The organism is Rhodococcus sp. NPDC080181 (genome assembly GCF_040702225.1).
GTDB classification, from domain to species: Bacteria; Actinomycetota; Actinomycetes; order Mycobacteriales; family Mycobacteriaceae; genus Rhodococcoides; species Rhodococcoides fascians.
On record NZ_JBFBKN010000029.1, the window covers coordinates 15,022 to 37,829 of the forward strand.

Annotated in this window: 23 protein-coding genes; 15 read left to right on the forward strand and 8 right to left on the reverse strand. The window is 64.0% G+C overall.

Annotated features, from left to right (window positions below):
* Window positions 1-127: 127 nt before the first annotated feature.
* Entirely contained in the window at window positions 128-1,030 is a 903-nt protein-coding gene (locus tag AB0O58_RS23345) for a DUF559 domain-containing protein (protein WP_366238852.1), read from the forward strand.
* Window positions 1,031-1,226: 196 nt separating this feature from the next.
* On the opposite strand, the gene AB0O58_RS23350 is transcribed toward AB0O58_RS23345, so the two are convergent.
* Window positions 1,227-1,631, reverse strand: a complete 405-nt coding sequence (locus tag AB0O58_RS23350) for a hypothetical protein (protein WP_366238853.1) — start codon at window positions 1,629-1,631, stop codon at window positions 1,227-1,229.
* Window positions 1,632-1,779: 148 nt separating this feature from the next.
* Here AB0O58_RS23350 and ramB point away from each other — a divergent pair, with 148 nt between their 5' ends.
* Both ramB and AB0O58_RS23360 read left to right on the forward strand, forming a co-directional pair.
* Window positions 1,780-3,192, forward strand: a complete 1,413-nt coding sequence (ramB, locus tag AB0O58_RS23355; protein ID WP_027498407.1) for an acetate metabolism transcriptional regulator RamB — start codon at window positions 1,780-1,782, stop codon at window positions 3,190-3,192.
* A gap of 17 nt (window positions 3,193-3,209) precedes the next feature.
* Window positions 3,210-3,983 (forward strand): LLM class flavin-dependent oxidoreductase, encoded by a 774-nt coding sequence (locus AB0O58_RS23360; RefSeq protein WP_366238854.1) that lies wholly within the window; start codon window positions 3,210-3,212, stop codon window positions 3,981-3,983.
* Between the two features lie 26 nt (window positions 3,984-4,009).
* Here AB0O58_RS23360 and AB0O58_RS23365 read toward each other — a convergent pair whose 3' ends face one another.
* Both AB0O58_RS23365 and mqo read right to left on the reverse strand, forming a co-directional pair.
* A complete protein-coding gene (locus AB0O58_RS23365; protein ID WP_366238855.1) occupies window positions 4,010-5,005 on the reverse strand; it encodes an MBL fold metallo-hydrolase in 996 nt (331 codons plus the stop codon).
* Between the two features lie 9 nt (window positions 5,006-5,014).
* The gene (gene mqo, locus AB0O58_RS23370; RefSeq protein ID WP_052053131.1) at window positions 5,015-6,337 is read right to left on the reverse strand and encodes a malate dehydrogenase (quinone); all 1,323 of its coding nucleotides are present in this window, start codon (window positions 6,335-6,337) and stop codon (window positions 5,015-5,017) included.
* Between the two features lie 70 nt (window positions 6,338-6,407).
* Between mqo and AB0O58_RS23375 the strand changes: the two genes are divergently transcribed.
* From AB0O58_RS23375 to AB0O58_RS23385, 3 genes are all read left to right on the forward strand, one after another.
* Window positions 6,408-7,070, forward strand: a complete 663-nt coding sequence (locus AB0O58_RS23375; RefSeq protein ID WP_179274073.1) for a TetR family transcriptional regulator — start codon at window positions 6,408-6,410, stop codon at window positions 7,068-7,070.
* A 95-nt stretch (window positions 7,071-7,165) separates the two neighbouring features.
* Window positions 7,166-8,605, forward strand: a complete 1,440-nt coding sequence (locus tag AB0O58_RS23380; protein WP_032373727.1) for a gamma-aminobutyraldehyde dehydrogenase — start codon at window positions 7,166-7,168, stop codon at window positions 8,603-8,605.
* Window positions 8,602-10,539 (forward strand): primary-amine oxidase, encoded by a 1,938-nt coding sequence (locus tag AB0O58_RS23385; RefSeq protein ID WP_032373726.1) that lies wholly within the window; start codon window positions 8,602-8,604, stop codon window positions 10,537-10,539. Before AB0O58_RS23380 ends, AB0O58_RS23385 begins: the two co-directional genes overlap by 4 nt.
* Before the next feature lie 97 nt (window positions 10,540-10,636).
* Here the strand turns inward: AB0O58_RS23385 and AB0O58_RS23390 are convergent, their stop codons facing one another.
* From AB0O58_RS23390 to AB0O58_RS23400, 3 genes are all read right to left on the reverse strand, one after another.
* On the reverse strand, window positions 10,637-11,065 hold the full coding sequence (locus tag AB0O58_RS23390) for a hypothetical protein (RefSeq protein ID WP_052053133.1): 429 nt from the start codon (window positions 11,063-11,065) through the stop codon (window positions 10,637-10,639).
* Window positions 11,066-11,288: 223 nt separating this feature from the next.
* The gene (locus AB0O58_RS23395) at window positions 11,289-11,810 is read right to left on the reverse strand and encodes a hypothetical protein (protein WP_222066584.1); all 522 of its coding nucleotides are present in this window, start codon (window positions 11,808-11,810) and stop codon (window positions 11,289-11,291) included.
* Window positions 11,807-12,019: a helix-turn-helix transcriptional regulator gene (locus AB0O58_RS23400; protein WP_027498412.1), complete on the reverse strand. Its 213-nt coding sequence runs from the start codon at window positions 12,017-12,019 to the stop codon at window positions 11,807-11,809. The genes AB0O58_RS23395 and AB0O58_RS23400 overlap by 4 nt, the downstream gene beginning before the upstream one ends.
* 181 nt (window positions 12,020-12,200) lie before the next feature.
* Between AB0O58_RS23400 and urtA the strand changes: the two genes are divergently transcribed.
* The 6 genes from urtA (at window position 12,201) to AB0O58_RS23430 (ending at window position 17,715) form a co-directional block, all read left to right on the forward strand.
* Window positions 12,201-13,478: an urea ABC transporter substrate-binding protein gene (gene urtA / locus AB0O58_RS23405; RefSeq protein WP_283550833.1), complete on the forward strand. Its 1,278-nt coding sequence runs from the start codon at window positions 12,201-12,203 to the stop codon at window positions 13,476-13,478.
* Between the two features lie 72 nt (window positions 13,479-13,550).
* The gene (urtB, locus tag AB0O58_RS23410) at window positions 13,551-14,435 is read left to right on the forward strand and encodes an urea ABC transporter permease subunit UrtB (RefSeq protein ID WP_027498414.1); all 885 of its coding nucleotides are present in this window, start codon (window positions 13,551-13,553) and stop codon (window positions 14,433-14,435) included.
* Window positions 14,432-15,523 carry an urea ABC transporter permease subunit UrtC gene (urtC, locus tag AB0O58_RS23415; RefSeq protein ID WP_366238856.1) on the forward strand — a complete coding sequence of 364 codons (1,092 nt, stop codon included), beginning with the start codon at window positions 14,432-14,434 and terminating at the stop codon, window positions 15,521-15,523. The genes urtB and urtC overlap by 4 nt, the downstream gene beginning before the upstream one ends.
* Entirely contained in the window at window positions 15,520-16,350 is an 831-nt protein-coding gene (gene urtD / locus AB0O58_RS23420) for an urea ABC transporter ATP-binding protein UrtD (RefSeq protein ID WP_283551160.1), read from the forward strand. Before urtC ends, urtD begins: the two co-directional genes overlap by 4 nt.
* Entirely contained in the window at window positions 16,343-17,035 is a 693-nt protein-coding gene (gene urtE / locus AB0O58_RS23425) for an urea ABC transporter ATP-binding subunit UrtE (RefSeq protein ID WP_283551159.1), read from the forward strand. Before urtD ends, urtE begins: the two co-directional genes overlap by 8 nt.
* An 11-nt stretch (window positions 17,036-17,046) precedes the next feature.
* Complete coding sequence (locus tag AB0O58_RS23430; protein WP_032386164.1) at window positions 17,047-17,715, forward strand: GntR family transcriptional regulator; 669 nt, start codon at window positions 17,047-17,049, stop codon at window positions 17,713-17,715.
* A gap of 4 nt (window positions 17,716-17,719) precedes the next feature.
* On the opposite strand, the gene AB0O58_RS23435 is transcribed toward AB0O58_RS23430, so the two are convergent.
* A complete protein-coding gene (locus AB0O58_RS23435; protein ID WP_366238861.1) occupies window positions 17,720-18,613 on the reverse strand; it encodes an iron-siderophore ABC transporter substrate-binding protein in 894 nt (297 codons plus the stop codon).
* Between the two features lie 144 nt (window positions 18,614-18,757).
* On the opposite strand from AB0O58_RS23435, the gene AB0O58_RS23440 reads away from it, so the two are divergent.
* The 3 genes from AB0O58_RS23440 (at window position 18,758) to AB0O58_RS23450 (ending at window position 21,246) form a co-directional block, all read left to right on the forward strand.
* On the forward strand, window positions 18,758-19,318 hold the full coding sequence (locus AB0O58_RS23440) for a carboxymuconolactone decarboxylase family protein (RefSeq protein ID WP_027498420.1): 561 nt from the start codon (window positions 18,758-18,760) through the stop codon (window positions 19,316-19,318).
* The gene (locus AB0O58_RS23445; RefSeq protein WP_366238857.1) at window positions 19,315-20,079 is read left to right on the forward strand and encodes a methyltransferase domain-containing protein; all 765 of its coding nucleotides are present in this window, start codon (window positions 19,315-19,317) and stop codon (window positions 20,077-20,079) included. Before AB0O58_RS23440 ends, AB0O58_RS23445 begins: the two co-directional genes overlap by 4 nt.
* Before the next feature lie 117 nt (window positions 20,080-20,196).
* Window positions 20,197-21,246, forward strand: a complete 1,050-nt coding sequence (locus tag AB0O58_RS23450) for a M48 family metallopeptidase (RefSeq protein WP_032365161.1) — start codon at window positions 20,197-20,199, stop codon at window positions 21,244-21,246.
* Window positions 21,247-21,335: 89 nt separating this feature from the next.
* Here the strand turns inward: AB0O58_RS23450 and lpdA are convergent, their stop codons facing one another.
* Window positions 21,336-22,751 carry a dihydrolipoyl dehydrogenase gene (gene lpdA / locus AB0O58_RS23455; protein ID WP_032365160.1) on the reverse strand — a complete coding sequence of 472 codons (1,416 nt, stop codon included), beginning with the start codon at window positions 22,749-22,751 and terminating at the stop codon, window positions 21,336-21,338.
* Window positions 22,752-22,808: the final 57 nt, after the last annotated feature.

The following is a 22,808-nucleotide window of genomic DNA, read 5'->3' on the forward strand; positions in this document are numbered from 1 at the left end:
CCCCCGTGCGAGTGCGTCGAGTGGAGCAGGAATTGCACCATCCACAAGCCATCGGCCATGCACAGGCCATTCCATTTCCCCAGGTCGACCGATCAACGCCCCACAACGACGCACCGATGCTGCAGCCATGACACACCACAACCCCGCAGGCTCCACTCCCACCCCCGCAGGTCATTCCGCAGGCTCAACTCCCACCCCCGCAGGCTCCACTCCCACCACTTGGGGGGATCTCTTCGCCGCAGGGATTCACCCCAGCACCATCTCGCGTCGCTTCACGCGCGTCCTGCCGACGGTCCATATGCGCGGGGAGCCGTCGACGATGGACCGTTGTCTGGCGATCACGCTGTGGCGACCCGACGCCGTCCTCAGTCATCGCTCGGCCGCGTACCCGCGCGGCTGGACCACCGAACCGACAATGCTCGACGCCACCGTCCCCCGAACTGCACGGCTGAGACCTCCGTCGTGGCTTCGGCTGCACCGTCGCGACATGGACTCCAGGCTCATCGACGAGGTCGCGGCGCTGCCCTGCACCATCTCTGCGCAGACGATGCTCGATTGCCTGGCGCTCCTCCCCCGACCCGATGCCGAGTTGCTGATCGACGAGCGCCTGAAGTTCGGAATGGACCCGGCTTCGTTGCTCTGCCTACTCGACCGATTCCCGGGTCGGCACGGGAACGTCGAGCTGGCTCGTCAGGTGCGGCTCGCGGTATCGAGATTTGCGTCGGAGCCCGAGCGCGCCCTGGGCCGCGCAGTGCATCGACTCGGCCTGCGCCTGGAGATGAACGCTGCAGTCGGTGCGTTCGTGTGTGATTTCGTCGACCGCCGCAGCCGAACGATCATCGAAGTCGACGGTCGCGAATTCCACAGTGCAGCAGCCGTATTCAGCAAGGATCGCCGACGACAGAACGCGCTGATCCTCGATGGCTGGTTGGTGCTGCGCTACTCGGCATACGACGTGCTCACTGCACCCGATCGCGTTGCGGGCGAGATCGCAGCGGTGATTCGACGACGACGGGCATCGCGGCGATGACTGCACACAACGCTCCACTCGCTGGGCCACACACGGGATTCATCGCGCCTGCCCCGGGGAGTGGAGCACCAGTTGCATCAGGCCGGTCGCAGTGGCCGACCCGGCGCTGACTGCACAAGATGCTCCACTTTCCGGGGCGAGCACGGGATTCATCGCGCCCGCCCCAGTCAGTGGAGCATCAGTTGCAGAGAAGGGATCAGATGCGAACGCCGGTGCGCTCGTTGCTGGAGGCCATTACTCGCGAGGTGACCGGCGCCCGGCGCGATGCGATGACTCCCAGCGCACCCATGGCGGCGATCACGAGTCCGCCGACGATGGCGAACAGGTCCGCGGCCAGCAATCCGGAGGGGAAGACCATCAGCGCGGGTGAGACGGCGAGCAACACACCGAGGCCGACGTGAGTCCAGTGGCTCTGCCTGGACGCGGATCCGATGGCCCAGAGCGCCGACGATGCCGCGAGGATGCCGAGCACCAGGATGGCTCCGGTGACTTCTTGGTCGCCCTGGACGGGAAGCCAGACGGTGGAGGCGACCAGAACGGCTCCGGTGACGAAGACGACGACGTCCCTGACGATTTCCGATGTGCGCTGACGATTGGACATGACCGCTCCTCGAGGTGCGTGGTGAATAGCTCGTATATCGGTATACGCCTTTACTTCGGCTAATGTTCCCGACGGTCACCGAATCGTGACCCAGCAGCTAGTTGCGAACGGTGTTAAGGCAATTCTTCGCAGGCGTAGCCTGGCAACCGTGTCCAAGACTTTCGTCGGCGTTCGCCTTCGGCAGCTCCGCAGCGAACGCAGCATGAGCCAGGTATCTCTGGCGCAGAAGCTCGGTATCTCGGCCAGCTATCTCAACCAGATCGAGCACGACGTACGCCCGTTGACGGTTCCGGTACTGCTGCGGATCTCGGAGGTCTTCGGCGTCGACACCTCGTTCTTCTCCTCGGAGGACGACACCAGGTTGGTTGCCGAGTTGCGCGAAGTCGCACTCGATCAGGACATGGGCATCGATGCCGATCCGCACGAGATCGCGCAGATGGTCAGCTCGCACCCACAGCTGGCTCGGGCAATGGTCAATATGCATCGCCGATACCGCAATACGACGGCTCAGCTGTTGGCAGCGACCGAGGAACGATTCTCCGACGGCAGCGGCAGCGGCTCGATCAGCAAGCCGCACGAAGAGGTGCGCGACTACTTCTATCAACGACAGAACTATCTGCACGAATTGGATACCGCCGCAGAGGCATTGACATCGCGGATCCGGTTCCATCGCGCCGACGTGGGCGGTGAGATCGCGAAGCGGTTGCGCACGGTGCACGACGTGCAGATCGTCAATCGCATCGACCTCGGTGAGAACGTGCTGCATCGGTTCGACCCGCAGACGCGGGTGTTGGAGATTTCTCCTCACCTCTCCGGCGGGCAGAAGGTGTTCAAGTTCGCCGCCGAGCTCGCGTATCTCGAATGCGGTGATCTGTTGAACAAGATGGCCGACGAGGGAAACTTCACGAGCGAGGCGTCGAAGAAATTGGCGGTGCTCGGGTTCGCCAACTATTTCGCGGCCGCGACGGTGTTGCCGTATCACCAGTTCCACGATGTCGCCGAGGATTTCCGATACGACATCGAGCGGCTGTCGGCCTTCTTCTCGGTGAGTTACGAGACCATCTGCCACCGACTCTCCACGCTGCAGCGCCCCGAGATGCGCGGTGTTCCGTTCTCGTTCGTCCGGGTCGATCGCGCCGGCAACATGTCGAAACGACAGTCCGCCACCGGCTTTCACTTCTCCTCCAGCGGCGGCACGTGCCCGCTGTGGAACGTGTACGAGACGTTCGCGTATCCCGGCAAGATCATGACGCAGATCGCCGAGATGCCCGACGGCCGCAATTATTTGTGGATCGCACGAACGGTGGAACGCCGCGCCGCTCGATACGGGCAGCCCGGCAAGACTTTTGCCATCGGCCTCGGTTGCGAACTGCGCCATGCCGGACGGCTCGTCTATGCCGATGGATTGGACGTGCAGGGCTCGGCGGTCGCAACTCCGATCGGAGCGGGTTGCCGGGTCTGCGAACGCTCGAACTGCCCGCAGCGTGCGTTTCCGCCGCTCGGCAAGGATCTCGACATAGACGAGCACCGAAGCTCGGTGTCCCCGTACCTCGTTCGCTGAGTAGAAAGAGAATTTCCATGACCCGAATCGGCGTTGTACTCCGGCCCGAGATCGCACCGGAGGCGCTGGTCGACGCGGCTCGCGCAGCCGATGCCGCGGGCGTCGACGAGGTCTGGCTGTGGGAAGACTGCTTCTTCTCCGGCGGGCTGTCCACTGCTGCACTGATTCTCGCGAGCACCGATCGCGTGAACGTCGGCATCGGGGTGTTGCCCACTCCGATGCGGAACGTCGCGTCGACGGCCATGGAGATCGCGACCGTCGCTCGGGTCCATCCGGGCCGGCTCCGCGTGGGACTCGGCCACGGCGTCCAGTCGTGGATGGGCCAGATCGGCGCACGAGTGCAGTCTCCGCTGACGTTGCTCGACGAGCAGATGACAGCCCTCACCGCTCTCCTCACGGGCGAGAGCGTCACCACGCAGGGTCGGTACGTCTCGCTCGACAATGTGCAGCTCGATTGGCCTCCGCTGCAGGCACCTCCGCTGCTCGTCGGGGCGACAGGCCCGAAAACTCTTGCTCTCAGCGGCCGTAGGAGTGTGGGCACCATTCTCACGAGCGAGACGGACCCGGATCAGCTGCGGGCTGCCGTCGGGCATATCGCCGCGGGGCCGGGTCACGACATCGTCGTCTATGTCGCCGTCGGATCCGATTCCGATGCCGCCATGAGCAATCTGCAGCGCTGGATCGATGCGGGCGCGACCACTGTAGTACTCGAACCGTCTGCAGAACAACCGGATCCGACCCCACTGTTCGCGCACGCCGCGTCCTTGACGAAGGAGTTCGGAGCCCGGTAACCAGCAGTCTCACCAAAAGGCTGACACTAGCGCTCCCGCAGATAGCGTCCCGCGTCGGCGAACGCGCGTGCTCGACGCGTCAGCGTGGGTGGCGCAGCGGGTTCGCCTCGCCACAGGCGGTAGAGCGTGCTCATGCTGAGGATGAGTCGCTCCGGCGAATCCCAGTGCGCGTAATGGCCGAATTCGGGTGATTTGAGCAGGTTCAGGGCGGCCTCGGTGGAGCCGAGGCCCGCGTCGAAGCACGCTCGTCCGGCCTCGCCGACCCAGGTCCAGTAGCTGCGCACGGCGCGTATTTCGTCGGTGCCGCACAGGGGGCCGTGGCCGGGGACGTACACGTCGGCGTCGAGTTCGAGGAGGTGGTCGAGGGCGTCGATCCAGTTTTGCAGCGGGCCGTGCCAGAGCACCGGGGTGGCGTCGATGAAGAGCAGGTCGCCCGCGAACACGACCCCCACGTCCGGGAGGTGAGCGATGAGATCGCCTTCGGTGTGCGCCGGACCGAGGTAGCGCAGGTGAACCAGTCGTCCTGCGACATCGATGGTTTCGGTGGTTTCGAAGGTGCGATCAGGCAGCCGGGGCAGCGCCGACGGAAACAGCGCATCGCCGCGAACACGGTCCATGTAGGAGCCCATCGCACCGATCGGTCCCGGCACCCAGCCGACTGCCTTGCCGAAGGCCGCGAATGCGGATACACCCTTCGGCGGAGTCTCCTCCTTCATCGCGTGCAGCGACGCCGCACTGGTGGTGATGCGTGCGGAGGCGGGCACGCTGTCGTTACCCCACCAGTGATCACCGTCCGAATGCGTGTTGAGGACCTCGGTGATCGGTGCGGCGGCAACCAACTCGGCGGTGTCGGCGGCAACCCTGTCGGCCCAGTTCACGTCCCAGACGGTGTCGATCAGCATCGACGCCGAGCCGGGTGCCACGACGAGCCCGGTGTTGGTCTGACCCCAACTGCCCGGTGGACGCATGAAGGCCCAGGTGTCGTCGGCGATCTGCTGGTATCCCACCTCGGTGTTTCGCACTGCCACAGGCTATCCGCTGAGCATCTCTTGCAGTCGACCATTCCACTGGCGCTCCGGAAAACATCGACCCAATACTTCCAGCATGATGGGAACAGCGGTGGAGGCGCCGGGCGATGCGCCGAGCACGGCGGCGATGGAGCCGTCCTGCGACGCGATCACCTCCGTGCCGAAACGCAATTGCCCGTTCACGACGATCTGGGCGCGCTGTCCGGCGGGGACCACGGACCAGTCCGACGGATCGGCATTCGGTACGAATTGGCGCAACGCAGCGATCTTCTTGGCTCGGGTGGCCGTCAATTCCGACAGCAGCAGACCTATCAACGGCGTGTTGTTGCCTGCCATCGACAGGAGTGACCCGATGTTGTGCCGGTCGATCGACGTCGGGAAGTCGAGCCACGATCCATGTTTCAGAAACCGAGGATTCGCGCCGGCGTACGGCCCGAAGAGTATGGACCGCCGCCCGTCGACGATGCGGGTGTCGAGATGGGGCACCGACATCGGAGGCGCTCCGATGGGCGGAGTTCCGTAGACCTTCGCGTCGTGTCTGTCGACCACCTCGGGCCGATCACAACGCAAGAACTGCCCGCTGATTGGTAGTAGTCCGTAACCGCGGGCCTCTGGAATCCCTGCTGTGCGCAACAGCTTCAGAGCCCACCCACCGGCACCGACAAACACGAAGCGCGCGCGCTCGATCGATCGGCCACCGCGCACTCGCAGGGACCAGGATCCGTCCCGTTCCTGACTCATCCCGGTCACCTCCCGCCCGGTCTCCACGCGCGCACCACGTCCACTCATGTCCCCCAGCAACTGCCGCGTCAGTGCACCGAAGTCGACGTCGGTTCCGGTCGCATCTCGGGTGGCGGCCCAGTCGCCTGTTCGTCCAGCCGACACGAGCGGTGCCCACTCGTCCAGTACCGCAGCATCTTCGGTGTACTCCATGGCTCGAAACAGCGGATGCGCGGTCAACGCTCGATGCCTGGCCTGCAGCGATCGAACGTTCTCCGCCCCCTGCACCAGGGTCATGTGCGGCACCGAACGTACGAAGCTGGTGTCGGCCAGCGTCGACCAGAAGCGTCGCGTCACGGCGAACTGCTCGGCGATCGCGACGGCCCGGTCGATATCGACGGAGCCGTCGACTCTCTCCGTCGTGTAGTTGGTTTCGCACAGGCCGGCGTGGCCGGTCCCGGCATTGTTCCACCCGTCGGAGGCTTCCATCGCTACCTCGGGCAATCGTTCGAGGACCCGAATCGACCAGGTCGGCTCCACACGTTGCAGCAGCGTGCCGAGCGTCGCGCTCATCACCCCACCGCCGACGAGGATGACGTCATCCATCGTGCACCCCTCTCTCGTACTAAGTACAAGTCACGCTAACACCGACTCGTACGCCTGTATAGTTCTGCCGGTGCCTCGCTTGACCAGGACTGCCGTCGTCGACGCCGCGCTCGAAGTCGCGTACCGACGCGGACTCGACTCGCTCACCATCCGCAAGATCGCCACCGAACTCGGTGTCTCTCCCATGGCGATCTACTGGCATGTGAAGAACAAGGACGAACTGCTCGACGCCATGGGCGACCGCGTCTGCCAGGATCTCGAAATCACCGTCGATCCCACGGCAACGTGGTGGGAACAACTGCGCACCGTGCTCGAGGACTTCATGCGAGCCTTGCGCGCACATCCCGGAGCAGCGACCATCGTCGTTCCACGAATGCTGTTCTCCCCCAACAGCAGAGCGGCAATGGAGCTCAGCCTGAAAGTTCTCGGTGAGGCCGGCTTCTCCCTGTCCGACGCCACCCAGCTGGCCCGTCACGGCGTTCGAGTCGCCATTTCGTTGATCACGGAGCCGCTGTTCACGGGTGTCGAAGTCGAGCCGGAGCGGCGGGCACACGTCGAACACGAGGTGGCGGAAACGATGGACTCCCTCCATCCCGACGAGTTTCCCAATATCCTCGCCGCAGCCTCGTACCTGAGCGACGTCAGCGCGCGGACGGCGTTCGAGAAGCTCGGGCTGGACACCTACATCGCCGGTGTCAGGGCGCTGGCCGAGGAGACTGACGTTTCGTCCTGATTACTCGCATCGTCGTGTACATCTTGTCGGGTGGCAAAGTCTCGTCCGCGGGTGCAGGCTTTGCAGAACCGAAATAGTCGACGCTAGGGGTTGTGATGACGGTGCCTGTCCTGCAGAACTACATCGACGGGGCATTCGTGACGCCCTCGGGTACCGAGATGCTCGATGTCGTCAGTCCGGTGGACGAGTCGGTGGTCGCTCGAGCCCCGATTTCCGATGCTGCCGATGTCGATGCCGCAATGTCGGCTGCCGCCAAAGCTTTCGAGACCTGGGGCAAGACGACTCCGAGTGAGCGGCAGAAGGTACTGCTGAAGCTCGCCGATGCCATCGAGGCCCACAGCGACGAGATCGTCGAGGCGCAGAGTCGTAACACCGGTCAGCCGAAGGCCACCATCGCCGCCGAGGAAGTCACCGTCGGAGCAGATCAGATTCGGTTCTTCGCCGGGGCTGCACGGATGCTCGAAGGCAAGTCGGCCGGCGAGTACATGGACGGGTTCACCTCGTACGTACGCCGCGAGCCGATCGGCGTCGTGGGGCAGGTGACGCCGTGGAACTACCCGTTCATGATGGCGATCTGGAAGATCGGGCCTGCCCTCGCGGCCGGCAACACCGTCGTTCTCAAGCCGAGCGACACCACCCCCGAGAGCACCCTGGTGCTGGCGAAATTGTCGAAGGGCATCGTCCCCGACGGTGTGCTGAACATCGTGCTCGGCAACGGCGGCACCGGCGCAGCCATCGTCGAACACAAGAGGCCCGGCCTGGTCTCGATCACCGGTTCCGTGCGGGCAGGCATCGCCGTCGCCGTCGCCGCCGCCAAGCAGCTCAAGCGCGCGCACCTCGAACTGGGCGGCAAGGCACCGGCCATCGTGTTCGACGACGTCGACATCACCAAGGCCGCCGACGGCATCGCCGAGGCCGCGTTCTTCAACGCCGGCCAGGACTGCACGGCGGTCACTCGCGTGTTGGTTCACGAGTCGGTACACGACTCGCTCGTCGACGCACTCGTCGCCAAGGCGAAGACACTGAAGGTCGGATTGCCCGACGACCCCGACACCTTCCTCGGCCCGTTGAACAACGTCAACCACTTCGGCCAGGTCAGCTCCAAGGTCGACGGTATCGGCGCGCACGCCACCATCGTCACCGGCGGAAAGCGTATCGGCGACAAGGGATTCTTCTACGAGCCCACGATCATCACGGGCGTGCAGCAAGCCGATCCCATCGTGCAGGAGGAGACGTTCGGCCCGGTGCTGACGGTGCAGAAGTTCTCCGACGAGGCAGAGGCGATCGAGCTGGCCAACGACGTCGACTTCGGTCTCGCTTCGAGCGTCTGGACGTCCGATCACGCCCGCACGCTTCGCATTTCGGCGGCTCTGGACTTCGGTGCCGTCTGGGTCAACTGCCACATCCCGTTGGTGGCCGAGATGCCGCACGGCGGCTTCAAGTACTCCGGTTACGGCAAGGACCTCTCGGCCTACGGCGTGGACGATTACACCCGCATCAAGCACGTGATGAGCTCGACGGAGACTCTTCGATGACATTCCATCCCCTGGACCCACTCTCGAGCGACGAGTTCTCTACCGTCGCCGAGGTTCTGGGCCGGGAACACGGTGTCGGCGACGGGTGGCGATTCGCCTCGATCGAGATGATCGAACCGTCCAAGTCCGAGGTCGCCGCATTCGATGCGGACGGTACAGTCCCCGCCCGTCGCGCAGTCTCGGTGGTGTTGAACCGCGCCGAGAACAGCACGTTCAAAGCCGTGGTGTCACTGGACAACAGGAGCACCGAATCCTGGACCCACATCCCGGACGTGCAGCCCAACTTCACCGTCGACGAGTGGGAAGAGGCCGACGCGGCGCTGCGTGCACACCCCGATGTGATTGCCGCGCTTGCCGATCGAGGCATCACCGATCTTGATCTGGTGTTCATGGACACCTGGACGTACGGCGAGGCGGTGACGCCCGAGAAATACAAGGGTCGACGCCTGGGCTGGTCCGACACGTGGGTCAAAGCCGCAGAGGGTGCCAATCCGTACGCGGGGCCGGTGGGCGGCTTCCACTGCGTCATCGACGCCAACACGATGGAACTGCTCGAAATCGAGGACACCTACCGTGTCGAGCGGCCGGAGATCATGGGCGAGTACGTGCCCCGCCATATTCCGGAGCGCATCCGGAACGCCAGCAGCCGTCCGCCGCTGAAGCCGCTCGAGATCACCCAGCCGGACGGCCCGTCGTTCGAGCTGGACGGAAACAAGCTGACGTGGCAGAACTGGTCGCTGCGCGTGGGGTTCAACTACCGCGAGGGCATGACGCTGCACGCCGTCACCTACGGCGACAACGGGAACGTGCGATCCGTCGCGAACCGAATGTCGTTCGCGGAGATGATCGTTCCGTATCGTGACCACACCGAGGATCACTATCGGCGCACCGCATTCGACATCGGCGAGTGGGGCCTGGGCTTCATGACCACCTCGCTCGAGCTCGGCTGCGACTGCCTCGGTGAGATCCGGTACCTCGATGCCGTGCTGCACAACAGCAAAGGCGAGCCGTACACGATCACCAACGCGATCTGCATCCACGAGGAAGACAACGCGGTGCTGTGGAAGCACGTCGATCACGACGCCGGGGCAGAGGTGCGTCGGATGCGCCGTCTCACCGTCAGCTTCCACGCCACCGTCGCCAACTACGAGTATCTCGTCTACTGGCGCTTCTACCAGGACGGCAACATCGAGTGCGAGGTGCGCGCCACCGGCATCATGGTCGTCACCCACTTCGACGAGGGCGGCACCCATCCGTCGGGCACGCTGATCGACAATCGCACGTATGCGCCGTACCACCAGCACTTCCTGGTCGCCCGGCTCGATCTGGACATCGACGGCACCGAGAACACCGTCTATTCCAGCCAGACCCAGATGGTTCCGATGGGTCCCGACAATCCGTACGGCCTGGCCCTGACGCAAGTGAACACCCCGCTCACCACCGAGTCCGAGGGCAAGCAGGATTACGACTGGAACACGCAGAAGGCGTGGAAGGTGGTCAACGACAACGTCACCAACGGTCTCGGCACCCGGCCCGCGTACAAGTTGGTGCCCGGCTCGGCGATTCCGGCGATGTTCGATCCGGCGTCGCCGATCTTCCAGCGTTCCCAGGTGATCGGTCACACCGTATGGGTCACGCCCAATTCACCCGACGAGCGTTGGCCCAGTGGCGAGTTCGTCAATCAGAGTGGCGTCGACCATGGCCTCCCCGAGTGGACCGAGAAGAACCGTTCGATCGAGAACACCGATGTGGTGGTCTGGTACACCTTCGGCATCCATCACATCACCAGGCCCGAGGACTGGCCGGTGATGCCGTCCGACACCGTCTCGTTCTGGCTCAAGCCTTTCGGCTTCTTCGACCGCAACCCCTCGCTCGACGTCGCACCATCGGAGCCGAAGCACTGCCACACCGATCCCGGCAGCACCTGTCACTGACTGGCGCGACCCGACGGCAGCGAGGACCGACAACGAAGCGAAGCGGCGCGTAGCTCACCTGAGCTACGCGCCGCTTCGCTGTCCTATGAGCCGAGGTTTAGGAGCTGCGCCGAACCTCGAACTGCTCGCCGACGACAGCAGTCTGCGATTCGGTGACGCAATCCAGGCGTCCGTCCAGACGCAGCGAGACGTTGTACTCACCCGGCTTGAGCGCGAACGTGGTGATCGTGATGCTTGTCGCGTTGTCTTCCACGACGACGCGTGGGCTCAGCGACAGCATGCCGTTGTGCAGGACCTCGCATACCTGACCCGGAAAAACGTTGTCCACATCGACGGTGATGGTTCTGGGGCCGCCCAGAACCTCGATCGTGGGAGTGCTCGACCCTACGAGTCTGAGGTAGCTCTTTTCTCTGCGCACGGTCTCGACTTCCCTGTTTGCATGCTCCACCGGAAGGTGGACGCCCGACACGGTCTCGTTGGTACTTCGTGGCGCGACGGAGGACGGATTGGTATTACACGTCGTCATCGCCGTCCACCCGAGCCTCCCTTTACATCGAACGTGCATCCGTCCGCGTTACCGAAACCGCCGCCGAACAGCACCCCTACAGCCGCAACACCGGGAAATCGCGATGTCATCGGTCAGAACATACCCTCCGGCCTGCAAATCTGCGAAACGGAGACGGTCCAACCGAAGCCTTTACGCATCCTTGCACCCTGTAACAGATCGTGCGACACATTCGAGACCCAATTCATTCGTCCGTATCGAAAGCCCGCTGCTCGGCCAGCTCGGCGGCACGCTCGGCCTGTCGGGCCTGCCGCCGCCTACCCCTGATGCCCACCACGACACCGGCAAGACCTCCGACAAGGCCGATGCCGGCACCGACCAGGATCGGTGCGAGCCTCCCGTGTCCGTAATGAAGCAGCAGGCGCAGGCCGGCACCACCAGCACCCACGAGATAGAGAACCACCAACACCCCGATCCGCGACCGGCGAAGCTTCTGCGAGGTGTACATGTCGATCCCCCGCGCTCGGGCGTACCCCACAACTACGTTGGCGACCGTGAGGAGAGCCACGAAGATTCCCAATGCCACCCAGGCCCCGGTGACACCCGCCGCGAAGGGCAGTACAGCGCCGGCGATCATTCCGATCCACAGCAGGGATTGGAATCCGACGGCCGAAGCCTCGTTCCAGATGTCGCGTTGTAGTTCGTCGGCATAGAAGTCGTCGTCCAGGTCTCCCACGAAGCGGGCAGCTTTGGTGAATGCGCTCATGTTCGTTTCCCTTCGTCGTCGCCGAACAGTGTTTCGACTGTCGTGTCGAGTGCTCGGGCCAGTCGCAGTGCCAGGTACACGCTCGGTGCGTAGTCGCCGCCCTCGACGGAGACGATGCTCTGTCGGCTGACTCCGCAGATGGTGCCGAGTTCGGCCTGCGTGATGCGTGCCTGTTTGCGATGCGCGCGAACGTTGTTGGATCCGGGCATGACAAAAAGTCAACTCTGCTTGTCACAGAATGTCAAGCAGTCTTGTCATTCGCTCGCCTTTACCTACTCGTAACGCGAGAAACAGACTCGTCACCGCAGAAAATACCAACGCAATAAGTTGCCTTTACTGTTCGCAATCGCGAATACATCTCCGTATACACACTTTCCGAAAGGGCCGTAGATGCCTGCTGTCTCGAAGCGCATGTCCGTCAAGCGCGTCATGGTCGTTCCCGCAGCACTGGCTGCATTGAGCCTGGTTGCCACTGCCTGCGGTAGCAAGGCGAGCGACACCACCACCGCCGAGGGCAGTGGAGGCTCGTCCACCTCGTGTGTGGACACCTCCGGTGACACCATCAAGGTCGGCTCGCTCAACTCCCTGTCCGGCACGATGGCGATCAGCGAAGTGACAGTGCGTGATTCGATCGCACTCGCCGTCGAGCAGATCAACGCGGCCGGTGGCGTCAACGGAAAGCAGATCGAGGTCGTCGCAGAGGACGGCGCATCCGAGCCGACCGTGTTCGCCGAGAAGGCCGAGAAGCTGATCAGCAGCGATTGTGTCGCAGCCGTTTTCGGTGGCTGGACGTCATCGTCGCGCAAGGCGATGCTGCCGGTCTTCGAGGACAACGACGCTCTCCTCTACTACCCCGTGCAGTACGAGGGCCTCGAGGCGTCGAAGAACATCTTCTACACCGGAGCCACCACCAACCAGCAGATCATCCCGGCCCTGGACTATCTGAAGGAGAAGGGCGTCAAGTCCCTCTACCTGGTGGGCAGCGACTACGTGTTCCCGCAGACCGCCAACCGCGAGATCAAGGCGTATGCGGCCGCCAACGGTATCGAGATCAAGGGCGAGGATTACACCCCGCTCGGTTCGACGGACTTCTCCACCATCGTCAACAAGGTGCGCTCCGCCGACGCCGATGCCGTGTTCAACACGCTCAACGGTGATTCCAACGTCGCATTCTTCCGTGAGTACACCAACGCCGGCCTCAAAGCTGCTGACATGCCGGTCATCTCGGTGTCCATCGCCGAGGAAGAGGTGGCGGGCATCGGAGCCGCGAACATCGCGGGCCAGCTGACTGCCTGGAACTACTACCAGACCGTCGACAGCCCGGAGAACACCAAGTTCGTCGCCGACTACAAGGCGAAGTACGGTGCCGACAAGCCCACCTCGGACCCCATGGAAGCCGCGTACACCTCGGTATACCTGTGGAAGAACACCGTCGAGAAGGCAAATTCGTTCGCGGTGGCCGACATTCAGGCCGCAGCCGACGGTGTCAGCTTCGCCGCTCCCGAGGGCGAGGTCGTCATCGACGGCGACAACCACCACATCTCCAAGACTGCCCGCATCGGCGAGATCCGGCCCGACGGCTTGATCTACACGGTGTGGGAGTCCCCCGAGGCCATCGCTCCCGACCCGTTCCTCGAGACCTACGACTGGGCCTCCGACCTCAACTGACCACCACCCATGTGAGTGGAACTTCGTAGCCTGCTACGAAGTTCCACTCACATGCTCCGAAGGAGCTCCCCCATGGACGTCGTGATCGGACAGTTGTTCACCGGCCTGTCGATCGGATCCATTCTCTTGCTCGCCGCCCTCGGGCTCTCACTGACGTTCGGTCAGATGGGCGTCATCAACATGGCACACGGCGAGTTCATCATGGCCGGCTCGTACACGGCCTACGTTGTGCAGCAGATCGTCTCGACCGGCGGTGCATCACTGTTCATCTCGCTGATCGTCGGCTTCCTCGTCGGCGGCGCAATGGGTGTGCTGCTCGAGGTGACGCTGATCCAGCGCATGTACCACCGTCCACTGGACACCCTGCTCGTCACGTTCGGCGTCGGGCTCATCCTGCAACAGCTCGCTCGCGACATCTTCGGTGCCCCGGCGGTCAACGTCGTCTCGCCGGAATGGCTGAGCGGCGGCGTCGACATCCTCGGTGCCGTGGTGCCCAAGACCCGAATCTTCATTCTCGTGCTGGCGGTCGTCGCCGTTGTCGCACTGTCGATCGCGCTGAAGAAGACCGCCATGGGTCGACGCATCCGCGCGGTGGTGCAGAACCGCGATCTCGCGGAAACCTCGGGCATTTCGAGCCGCCGGACCGACATCTCGACGTTCTTCCTCGGCTCCGGTTTGGCGGGCGTCGCGGGCGTGGCACTGACTCTGATCGGATCCACGAGTTCCACTGTGGGACAGAGCTATCTGATCGACGCCTTCCTGGTGGTCGTCGTCGGTGGACTCGGCCAGATCAAGGGCGCGGTGATCGCCGCCTTCGCCCTGGGAATCCTCAACTCGTTCATCGAATACAGCACCACGGCCTCGATCGCCAAGGTCATCGTGTTCGTCCTCATCGTGATCTTCCTGCAGGCCCGCCCGCAGGGCTTGTTCGCCGTCAAGACAAGGAGCCTGGTATGAGCGAGTTCATCGCCAAGCGCGGCGCTCTGCTGGGTTTCGCGCTCGCCGCAATCCTGTTGTTCGCTGTGGCGCCCGCCGTCCTCAGCGACTTCCGGTTGAATCTGCTGGGCAAGTTCATCTGCTACGCAATCGTGGCTGTCGGTATCGGATTGGCCTGGGGCCGAGGCGGAATGCTCACCCTCGGCCAGGGTGTCTTCTTCGGCATCGGTGCCTACATCTTGGCCATGCATCTGAAGATCTCCGACGCCGATCTGCGCGGCGACGCGGTACCGGACTTCATGTCCATCGCCGGTATCCGTGAATTGCCCTCGTACTGGCTGCCGTTCACCTCGCCCATCACGACGATCCTGGGCATCCTGTTCGTGCCGGCGCTGGTGGCGCTGGTGCTCGGCCTCGGCGTGTTCAAGCGTCGTGTCAAGGGCGCGTACTTCGCGATCCTCAGTCAGGCACTGGCCGCCGCCTTCGCGATCCTGCTCATCGGACAGCAGACCACCGGTGGATCCAACGGGCTCAACAGGTTCCGCACGTTCTTCGGGTTCAACCTCAACGACCCGGCCAACAAGCAGATGCTGTTCTTCATCGCTGCGGGCGTACTGCTCGTCGTCGTCGCCATCACCCGCCAGCTGATGTATTCGCGCTACGGCGAACTACTGGTCGCCGTCCGCGATCAGGAAGAGCGAGTGCGCTTCCTCGGCTACGACCCGGCGAACGTCAAGATCGTCGCGTACGTCGCCGCAGCGTTCTTCGCCGGTCTCGCCGGGGCGCTGTTCGTCCCGATCGTCGGCATCATCTCCCCCAACGACGTCGGCATCGTTCCGTCCATCGCGTTTCTCATCGGCGTCGCCATCGGCGGCCGCACCACTCTGCTCGGCCCGGTTCTCGGCGCGCTCGGAGTCGCGTGGGCGCAGACCACGCTGTCCGAGCAGTTCCCGTCCGGTTGGACGTATGCGCAAGGTCTGCTGTTCGTCGTGGTCGTCGGATTCTTCCCCGCCGGCATCGCCGGACTCTTCGCACTGCGCAAGCGAAAGAAAGAGCCCGAATCGGTCCCCGAGGCCAGCGCGGAACCAGAGAAAGAGCTCGCACGATGATCCATGTCGAAGGCCCGCAGCCCACGTTCGGCGGCAACGCCGGCATGTCCAGTCAGTACCTCGAAGTCCGCGATCTGACAGTCAGTTTCGACGGCTTCAAGGCCAACACCAACGTCGATCTGACGCTGATGCAGGGCGATCTTCGCTTCCTCATCGGACCGAACGGAGCCGGCAAGACCACGCTGATCGACGCCATCACCGGTCTCGTTCCGGCCACCGGCTCTGTCACCAAGTCCGGAGTGGAACTGCTGGGCAAGAAGGTGCATCAGATCGCCCGGCTCGGTATCGGTCGAACCTTCCAGACGGCCAGCATCTTCGAAAATTTGACGGTGCTGCAGAACCTGGACATCGCCGCTGGGTCCGGACGATCCGTGCTGACGATGCTGCGCCGTCGGGCATCGGTTCTGCCGCAGATCGAGGAGGCCCTCGAGACGACCGGTCTGACGGCCCAGAGAGACAAGGCCGCAGGAATTCTGGCGCACGGCCAGAAGCAGTGGCTCGAGATCGGAATGTTGTTGGTGCAGAACGCCGATGTGCTTCTGCTAGACGAGCCGGTCGCCGGCATGAGCCACGAGGAACGTGAGGAGACGGGCCAGCTGCTGCAACGCATCGGCGGTGAACGGACCGTGGTGGTGGTGGAGCACGACATGGACTTCATGCGGATGTTCGCGACCTCGGTGACAGTGCTGGCGGCCGGACGCGTTCTGGCCGAGGGCACCGTGGCCGAGGTGCAGGCCGATCCGAAGGTTCAGCAGGTCTACCTCGGCACCGCCGCGGCGGGCGAGGAACTCGAGCACATCGCAGAAGAGGGAGCCGATCATGCTTGAACTGGTCGACGTCAGAACAGGTTACGGCCGCAGCGAGGTCGTTCACGGTGCGTCGCTGACGGTTCCCGCCGACGGTGTCGCGGCGGTGATGGGCCACAACGGTGCGGGCAAGACGACGCTGCTGCGCGCGGCGGTCGGGCTGTTGAAAGTGAACTCGGGCAAGGTCATGTTCGACGGTGAGGACGTCAGTGCGTTGCGGCCCAGCGCCCGCGTCGCCCGCGGACTGGCCTACGTGCCACAGGGCCAGCAGTCGTTCGGCCAGTTGACGACAGCGGAGAACCTGCAGGTGGTGGCCGACGGGCGCAAGCGCGGCAAGGCACTGATCGACGAGGTACTCGACCTCTTTCCGGCGCTGAAGGAATTGCTGAATCGCAGAGCCGGCCTGCTGTCCGGCGGCCAGCGCCAACAGCTCGCCATCGCAAGAGCCTTGATCACCGAACCGCGGATGCTGATTCTCGACGAGCCGACCGAGGGCATTCAGCCGTCTGTCGTCGCCGAGATCGAGCGCACCGTCATCGAGCTCACCCGCCGCGGCGGTCTCGGAGTGCTGTTGGTGGAGCAGCACATCGGCTTCGCATTGGAATCTGCCCAGAAGTACTACATTCTCGAGGCCGGCCGGATCACGTCCACCGGTGTGGGCGGATCCGATTCCGAAGCCGACGTGCGCGCAGCCATGGCGATCTGACCGGGCGTATCGTGCCGCGCAAGGACCTTCGCGAGAAGGTCTATTCGTCACTGCGCCGGGATCTGATCTCCGGTGCGATCGGCTCCACGGAACGGCTCGGCGAGGAGCGTCTCGCCGAGCTGTACGGCGTCTCGCGCACTCCTGTGCGGGAGGCGCTGGCACGTCTGCAAGCCGACGGTCTGGTCGTGCGCGACGAGGCCGGTCTGCATCCCTATCGTCCCCGGCTCGGCGACCTACCGGATCTGTACGAACTGCGGTCGACTCTCGAGTCCCGCGGAATCACTCGCTCGACGCCGCAGTCCTTCGATCGGGCTGCCTTGTCGGCGTTGGCGGCGACGTGGGCCGGGTTGCGTGCGCACCCACCGGAGACCACCGACGACATGGTCGCCATGGACGAGCAGTTCCATGTCGCGTTGTCGGCCGCATCGGGCAATGCGGCTCTGACCGAGGCCCTGTGCGCCGTCAACGCCAAGGTGCGGCCCGTGCGTATTCTCGGTGGTCTCGACGCGTCGGCCGTGGTCTCGGCGATCGATGAACATCTCGCGATCGTCGAGCACCTACTGGCCGGGCAGCTGGACACGGCGCTGGATACGCTTCTTGCACATATCGATTCGTCCCGCGACCGAGTGGTCGAGCGCGCCCGTCAGGCCGCGGCACTGGCGGGTGCCGTCCGACTCTGACGCGTCAGTTGGAATCCGACAGAATACGATCGATGTCGTCGAGCACGGTTTGCCCGCCCATGGGCCCGACGCCGGTGATCCAGTAGGACAGGTCCACCGCATGCGGATTGGGCAGTGTCGCAGCATTGTCGGTGATCGACGACGGGATTGCGCCGGGGTCCGACGGGTTGTCGGCGGTGACGACGATCAAGTCCGCGGCCGCCTGAGCCGCGAGCTCGGGCGAGAGGTCGACCGAGATCTCGTCGGCCCATTCCGGCCGCGGCGGCGTGGTGAATCCCGCGCATTCGAGCGTGCTTCCGGCGAACGACGACGGCCCGTACAGGGTCAGCTCACCACTGCGCGGCCTGATCAACTGCGCTGTTTTCCCGGCGGTGTCGTGCTTTTCGGCGATCTCGGCGCACCGGTCGTCGTAGGCGGTGAGCAGTTCCTCGGCCTTCGCTTCCTTGCCGAGAACGCGCCCGACGAATCGGACACTGTCGCGCCACGGATCGGACTGGGAGGCGATGAACACCGTCGGCGCGATGGCGGAGAGTTGGTCGTAGTACTGCGCGTGCCGAGTCTCCGTCCCGAGAATCAGGTCGGGTTGCGCGGCCGCGATGTCCTCGATGGTCGGTTCGGCCACCGTGCCCACGGTCGCGATGTCGGCCGCTTCCGTACCGAGATAGGGCGGCACACCGGCGGTTTCGCTGAGCACCGCCGTGCCGACGGGCACGATGCCGAGCGCGACCGTGGTGTCGAGTTCCACCGGTTCCAGGGTGACGACCCGTAGAGGATTGTCGGGAACGTCGATCGAGCCTCGAACGGTCTCGACCGTTCGAGTCGCTTCGCCGGCGGACCCGTCGGCGGTATCGGCCGACGAGCATGCCGTCGCTCCTGCCGCCACCGCGAGCGCGGTGATGGCCAACGCTGTCAGACCGAGCTTGAACTGCACCACTTCGAGGGACCTCCGGGTAGAAAAATGCGAGACACAAAAGAGGTTAGCCTACCCTGCAAGGCGTTACGAACCGCGTCCCCGGACGGCGGAGCTACCAGTCGGTAAGATGTGATCGTGACCACTCCACGCATTCCGTCCGGTACCGCCCGCACCCTCGGCCCCGTCAACTGGGTCATCTGCAAGGTCATCGCCAAGGGCGCAGGAGTACCCAACCCCCACCTGTTCACCACTCTCGGTCGAACCGGTGGCCTGTACCGGGCGTGGCTGTTCTACAGCGGCCATCTGATGCCGGGCGGAAAGATATCCCGCAAGGAATCGGAAATGGTGATTCTCCGAGTGGCGCACCTGCGCGAATCGGCATACGAGATGGACCACCACATCCGCCTGGGCCGTCGAGCCGGCATCGACCGAGACCTGCTCGAGCTGATCATGACCGGCCCGCACGCCCCTGGGCTGTCGACTCGCTACCGCACCATCCTCACTGCCGTCGACGAGCTGATCGAGACCAAGACGCTCACCGACGCCACGTGGTCCGAACTGGCGACCCAGTTCGACGAACGTCGCCTCATCGAATTCGTCTTGCTGGTCACCCAATACGACGGGCTGGCAACCACATTGGGCACCCTCCGCGTCGAACGCGACTACGGCGACCGGCCACCACGACGATGAACGAGACACCCGAGACTGCACTGCGCCGCGCTCTGGCGATGATCGAACCGGCGTCCGTGCGTGCGAGCGCCCGGATCGACGGCGGCTACGTCGAACTCATGGGCGACGCCAAAGCCCCCAATCCGACGATGGCCAGCCGAGCGATGAACAACCGCGGTGTCGCGGCGATCTACGAGAACATCTGGCGCCCGTTCGGAGTATCGATGATGGGCATCGGCGGGCTGCCCATGTCCGCCGAACGCGCCAAGGCCGTCACCGATCTGCGGTTACGCGGGCCGCAGCGAGTCCTGGACGTCGCCTGCGGCCCCGGCAACTTCACCAGGTTCCTGTCGGAGCAGCTGACCGAGGACGGTATCGCCGTCGGCTTCGATATCTCCGAGGCCATGATCGCTCGCGCAGTGCGCGACAATCGGGGGCCGCGTGCGGCATACGTTCGCGGCGATGCGGCCGAACTCCCGTACGCCGACGCGACATTCGACGCCGTATGCTGTTATGCCGCACTGTATCTCGTGCCACATCCACTGCAGGTGGTCGACGAGCTCATCCGCGTCCTGCGACCGGGTGGACGCATCGCCATCATGACCAGCTGTCAACTGGGCCTGGCACCGCTGCGTACCGTCGTCGGCCTGGGATCTGCCGCCGTCGGGGTACGCATGTTCCCGAAGGGGCAGTTCACCGAGATGTTCGCCGCTGCGGGCATGACCGACATCGAGCAGGACATCCGCGGTCTCGCCCAATTCGTCAGTGCCACCAAGAATTAGCGCTACCGACCCTGCTGTACCCCCGGCAATGCGAGACCTGACCGTGGTCAAGAACGAACCGGAAGGGCTTTTTACTGATACTTTGGCAAACAGACCGATCAGACTGGGAGCCACACAGTGACACACGCACCGGACCGTACTCGTATCGAGTTTCCCGATATCTCTTCTCGCACTTGGGAACACCCTTCGGACCGAGCAGCCTTGGTCACTCTTCGCACCCTCAAGGGCTTCGACACGGTGCTGCGAACGCTGTCCGGACTGCTGCGCGAGAGACAGCACCGCCTGATGTACTTGGCCACCGCGGTGCGCGTCGACGAACGCCAGTTCAAGGATCTGAACGATCTTCGAGCCGATTGTGTGCAGATTCTCGGCGCGGAGGAAACTCCGGAGCTGTTCGTGGTTCAGTCGCCGATGGTCAACGCGTTCACCATCGGGATGGATCGACCGTTCATCGTCCTGACCACCGGCATGCTCGACATCATGACCTACGAGGAACAGCGATTCGTGGTCGGCCACGAACTGGGCCACGCCCTGTCCGGCCACGCGGTGTACCGCACCGTTCTCATGCACCTGATGCGCCTCGCCGGCACGGTCGGCTGGGTTCCGGTGGGCGGCTGGGCCTTGCGCGCGGTCATCGCGGGGCTGATGGAATGGCAGCGCAAATCCGAATTATCCGGCGACAGAGCAGGTTTGCTGTGCGGACAGGACGTGCACACCGCGATCAGCGTGCAGCTCAAGTTGGCGGGCGGCGCACGTATCAGCGAAATCGACGTCGACGCCTTCCTCGCTCAGGCCGCCGAGTACGAGGCCAGTGGAGATCTGCGCGACGGCGTGCTCAAGCTGCTCAATCTCGAACTCCTCTCGCACCCGTTCTCGGTGCTGCGAGCTGCGGAACTGAAGAAGTGGGTCGACACCGGCGAGTACGCGGCGGTCCTTCGTGGCGACTACCCACGCCGGTCCACCGACCACGAGGCCAAGGTGTCGGAGGAGTTCCGTAACGCGGCCCGCACGTACAAGAACAACTTCGACACGTCGGAGGACCCGCTGATCAAGACGGTCCGCGACATCGGCAGCGGCTTCACCGGTGCCGTCGACGCCGTCGGCAACGGAATCGGCGACGTGGCGTCGGACATCAAGGGCAGGTTCGACCACTGGCGAAAGTCCTAGTACCCGACAGCAGTCCTAGTACCCCAGAACGAAGCGAACGGCGGCGACCACCGAGGTGGTCGCCGCCGTTCGTCGTTCTACAGCAGAGATCAGAAGTTGATCATGTGGCCTGCGAGGCCGTGGATCGCTTCCTGCAGTGCCTCCGACAGCGTCGGGTGCGTGTGGACGTTGCGGGCCAGCTCGTTGACCGTCAGGTCCCACTTCTGGGCCAGGGTCAGCTCCGGCAGCAGCTCCGAGACGTCCGGTCCGATGAGGTGGCCACCGAGCAGCTCACCGTGCTCGGTGTCGGCGATGAGCTTGACGAAGCCCGTCGCGTCGCCCAGGCCGTGTGCCTTGCCGTTGGCGGCGAACGGGAAGTTCGCGACCTTGATGTCGGATCCACGAGCCTGCGCTTCTTCGCGGGCCTGGTCCTCGGTCAGACCGAAGCTGGCGACCTGCGGCTGGCAGAACGTGGCGCGTGGCATCATCCGGTAGTCGTCGATCGGCAATGTCTCTGCGCCGCCGATGGTTTCGGCAGCCACCACGGCCTGCGCCTCCGCCACGTGGGCGAGCTGGAGCTTGGCGGTGACGTCGCCGATGGCGTAGATGTGCGGGACGTTGGTCTGCATCGTGTTCGTGATGCCGATGGCACCGCGATCGGTGAGCTCGACACCGGTCTTCTCGAGACCGAAGCCCTCGACGCGAGGGGCGAATCCGACGGACTGCATCACCTTGTCGACGGTGAAGGTCTCGCTCTCACCGGACTTGTTGTGCTTGATCTCGACGGTGACCTTGGAGCCGTCGTCGTCGATGCTCTGCACACCCGCGCCGGTGATGACCTTGACGCCGAGCTTCTTGTACTGCTTCTCGATCTCCTTCGAGACGTCCTTGTCCTCGTTGGGGAGCGCGCGATCGAGAAACTCGACGATGGTGACGTCGACTCCGTAGTTCTTCAGGACGTACCCGAATTCCATACCGATGGCACCTGCGCCGACGATGAGGATCGAGCCCGGCAGATCCTTGGTCATGATCTGCTCTTCGTACGTGACGACGTTCTTGCTGAGCTCGGTTCCCGGGAGCAGCTTGGTAGTGCTGCCGGTCGCGATGATCGCGTTGTCGAACGTGATCGTCTCGGTGCCGCCCTTGGACAGTTCGACCTCGATGGTGTTGGCATCGGTGAACGTGCCCTGGCCGTCGTACTCGGGGATCTTGTTCTTCTTCATCAAGAAGTGGATGCCCTTGACGCGTCCGTCCGCGACCTTGCGGCTGCGGTCGAATGCTGCGCCGAAGTCGAAGGATGCTTCACCCGAGATACCGAACAGCTTGGCCTCTTTGGTGAAGAGGTGCGCCAGCTCGGCGTTACGGAGAAGCGCCTTCGAGGGGATGCAGCCCACGTTCAGGCACACACCGCCCCAATACTTCTTCTCGATGATGGCAGTGCTGAGTCCGAGTTGTGCCGCGCGGATAGCAGCGACGTACCCACCGGGACCGGCTCCGAGGACAACGACGTCATAGTGTGAGGTCACGAGTCCCCAGCGTAGTCGTGCCCTCCGACACTGTATCGACCTGGTCTTCGTTACCAG

Excerpts from the sequence above, each read along its gene's own strand:
- urtD (WP_283551160.1), top strand. The coding sequence starts at position 15,520 with ATGATCCATGTCGAAGGCCCGCAGCCCACGTTCGGCGGCAACGCCGGC.
- urtA (WP_283550833.1), top strand. The coding sequence starts at position 12,201 with ATGCCTGCTGTCTCGAAGCGCATGTCCGTCAAGCGCGTCATGGTCGTT.
- urtB (WP_027498414.1), top strand. The coding sequence starts at position 13,551 with ATGGACGTCGTGATCGGACAGTTGTTCACCGGCCTGTCGATCGGATCC.
- AB0O58_RS23350 (WP_366238853.1), bottom strand. The coding sequence starts at position 1,631 with ATGTCCAATCGTCAGCGCACATCGGAAATCGTCAGGGACGTCGTCGTC.
- AB0O58_RS23390 (WP_052053133.1), bottom strand. The coding sequence starts at position 11,065 with ATGACGACGTGTAATACCAATCCGTCCTCCGTCGCGCCACGAAGTACC.
- AB0O58_RS23345 (WP_366238852.1), top strand. The coding sequence starts at position 128 with ATGACACACCACAACCCCGCAGGCTCCACTCCCACCCCCGCAGGTCAT.
- mqo (WP_052053131.1), bottom strand. The coding sequence starts at position 6,337 with ATGGATGACGTCATCCTCGTCGGCGGTGGGGTGATGAGCGCGACGCTC.
- AB0O58_RS23445 (WP_366238857.1), top strand. The coding sequence starts at position 19,315 with ATGAACGAGACACCCGAGACTGCACTGCGCCGCGCTCTGGCGATGATC.
- urtE (WP_283551159.1), top strand. The coding sequence starts at position 16,343 with ATGCTTGAACTGGTCGACGTCAGAACAGGTTACGGCCGCAGCGAGGTC.
- AB0O58_RS23360 (WP_366238854.1), top strand. The coding sequence starts at position 3,210 with ATGACCCGAATCGGCGTTGTACTCCGGCCCGAGATCGCACCGGAGGCG.
- AB0O58_RS23385 (WP_032373726.1), top strand. The coding sequence starts at position 8,602 with ATGACATTCCATCCCCTGGACCCACTCTCGAGCGACGAGTTCTCTACC.
- urtC (WP_366238856.1), top strand. The coding sequence starts at position 14,432 with ATGAGCGAGTTCATCGCCAAGCGCGGCGCTCTGCTGGGTTTCGCGCTC.
- AB0O58_RS23395 (WP_222066584.1), bottom strand. The coding sequence starts at position 11,810 with ATGAGCGCATTCACCAAAGCTGCCCGCTTCGTGGGAGACCTGGACGAC.
- AB0O58_RS23380 (WP_032373727.1), top strand. The coding sequence starts at position 7,166 with ATGACGGTGCCTGTCCTGCAGAACTACATCGACGGGGCATTCGTGACG.
- AB0O58_RS23400 (WP_027498412.1), bottom strand. The coding sequence starts at position 12,019 with ATGCCCGGATCCAACAACGTTCGCGCGCATCGCAAACAGGCACGCATC.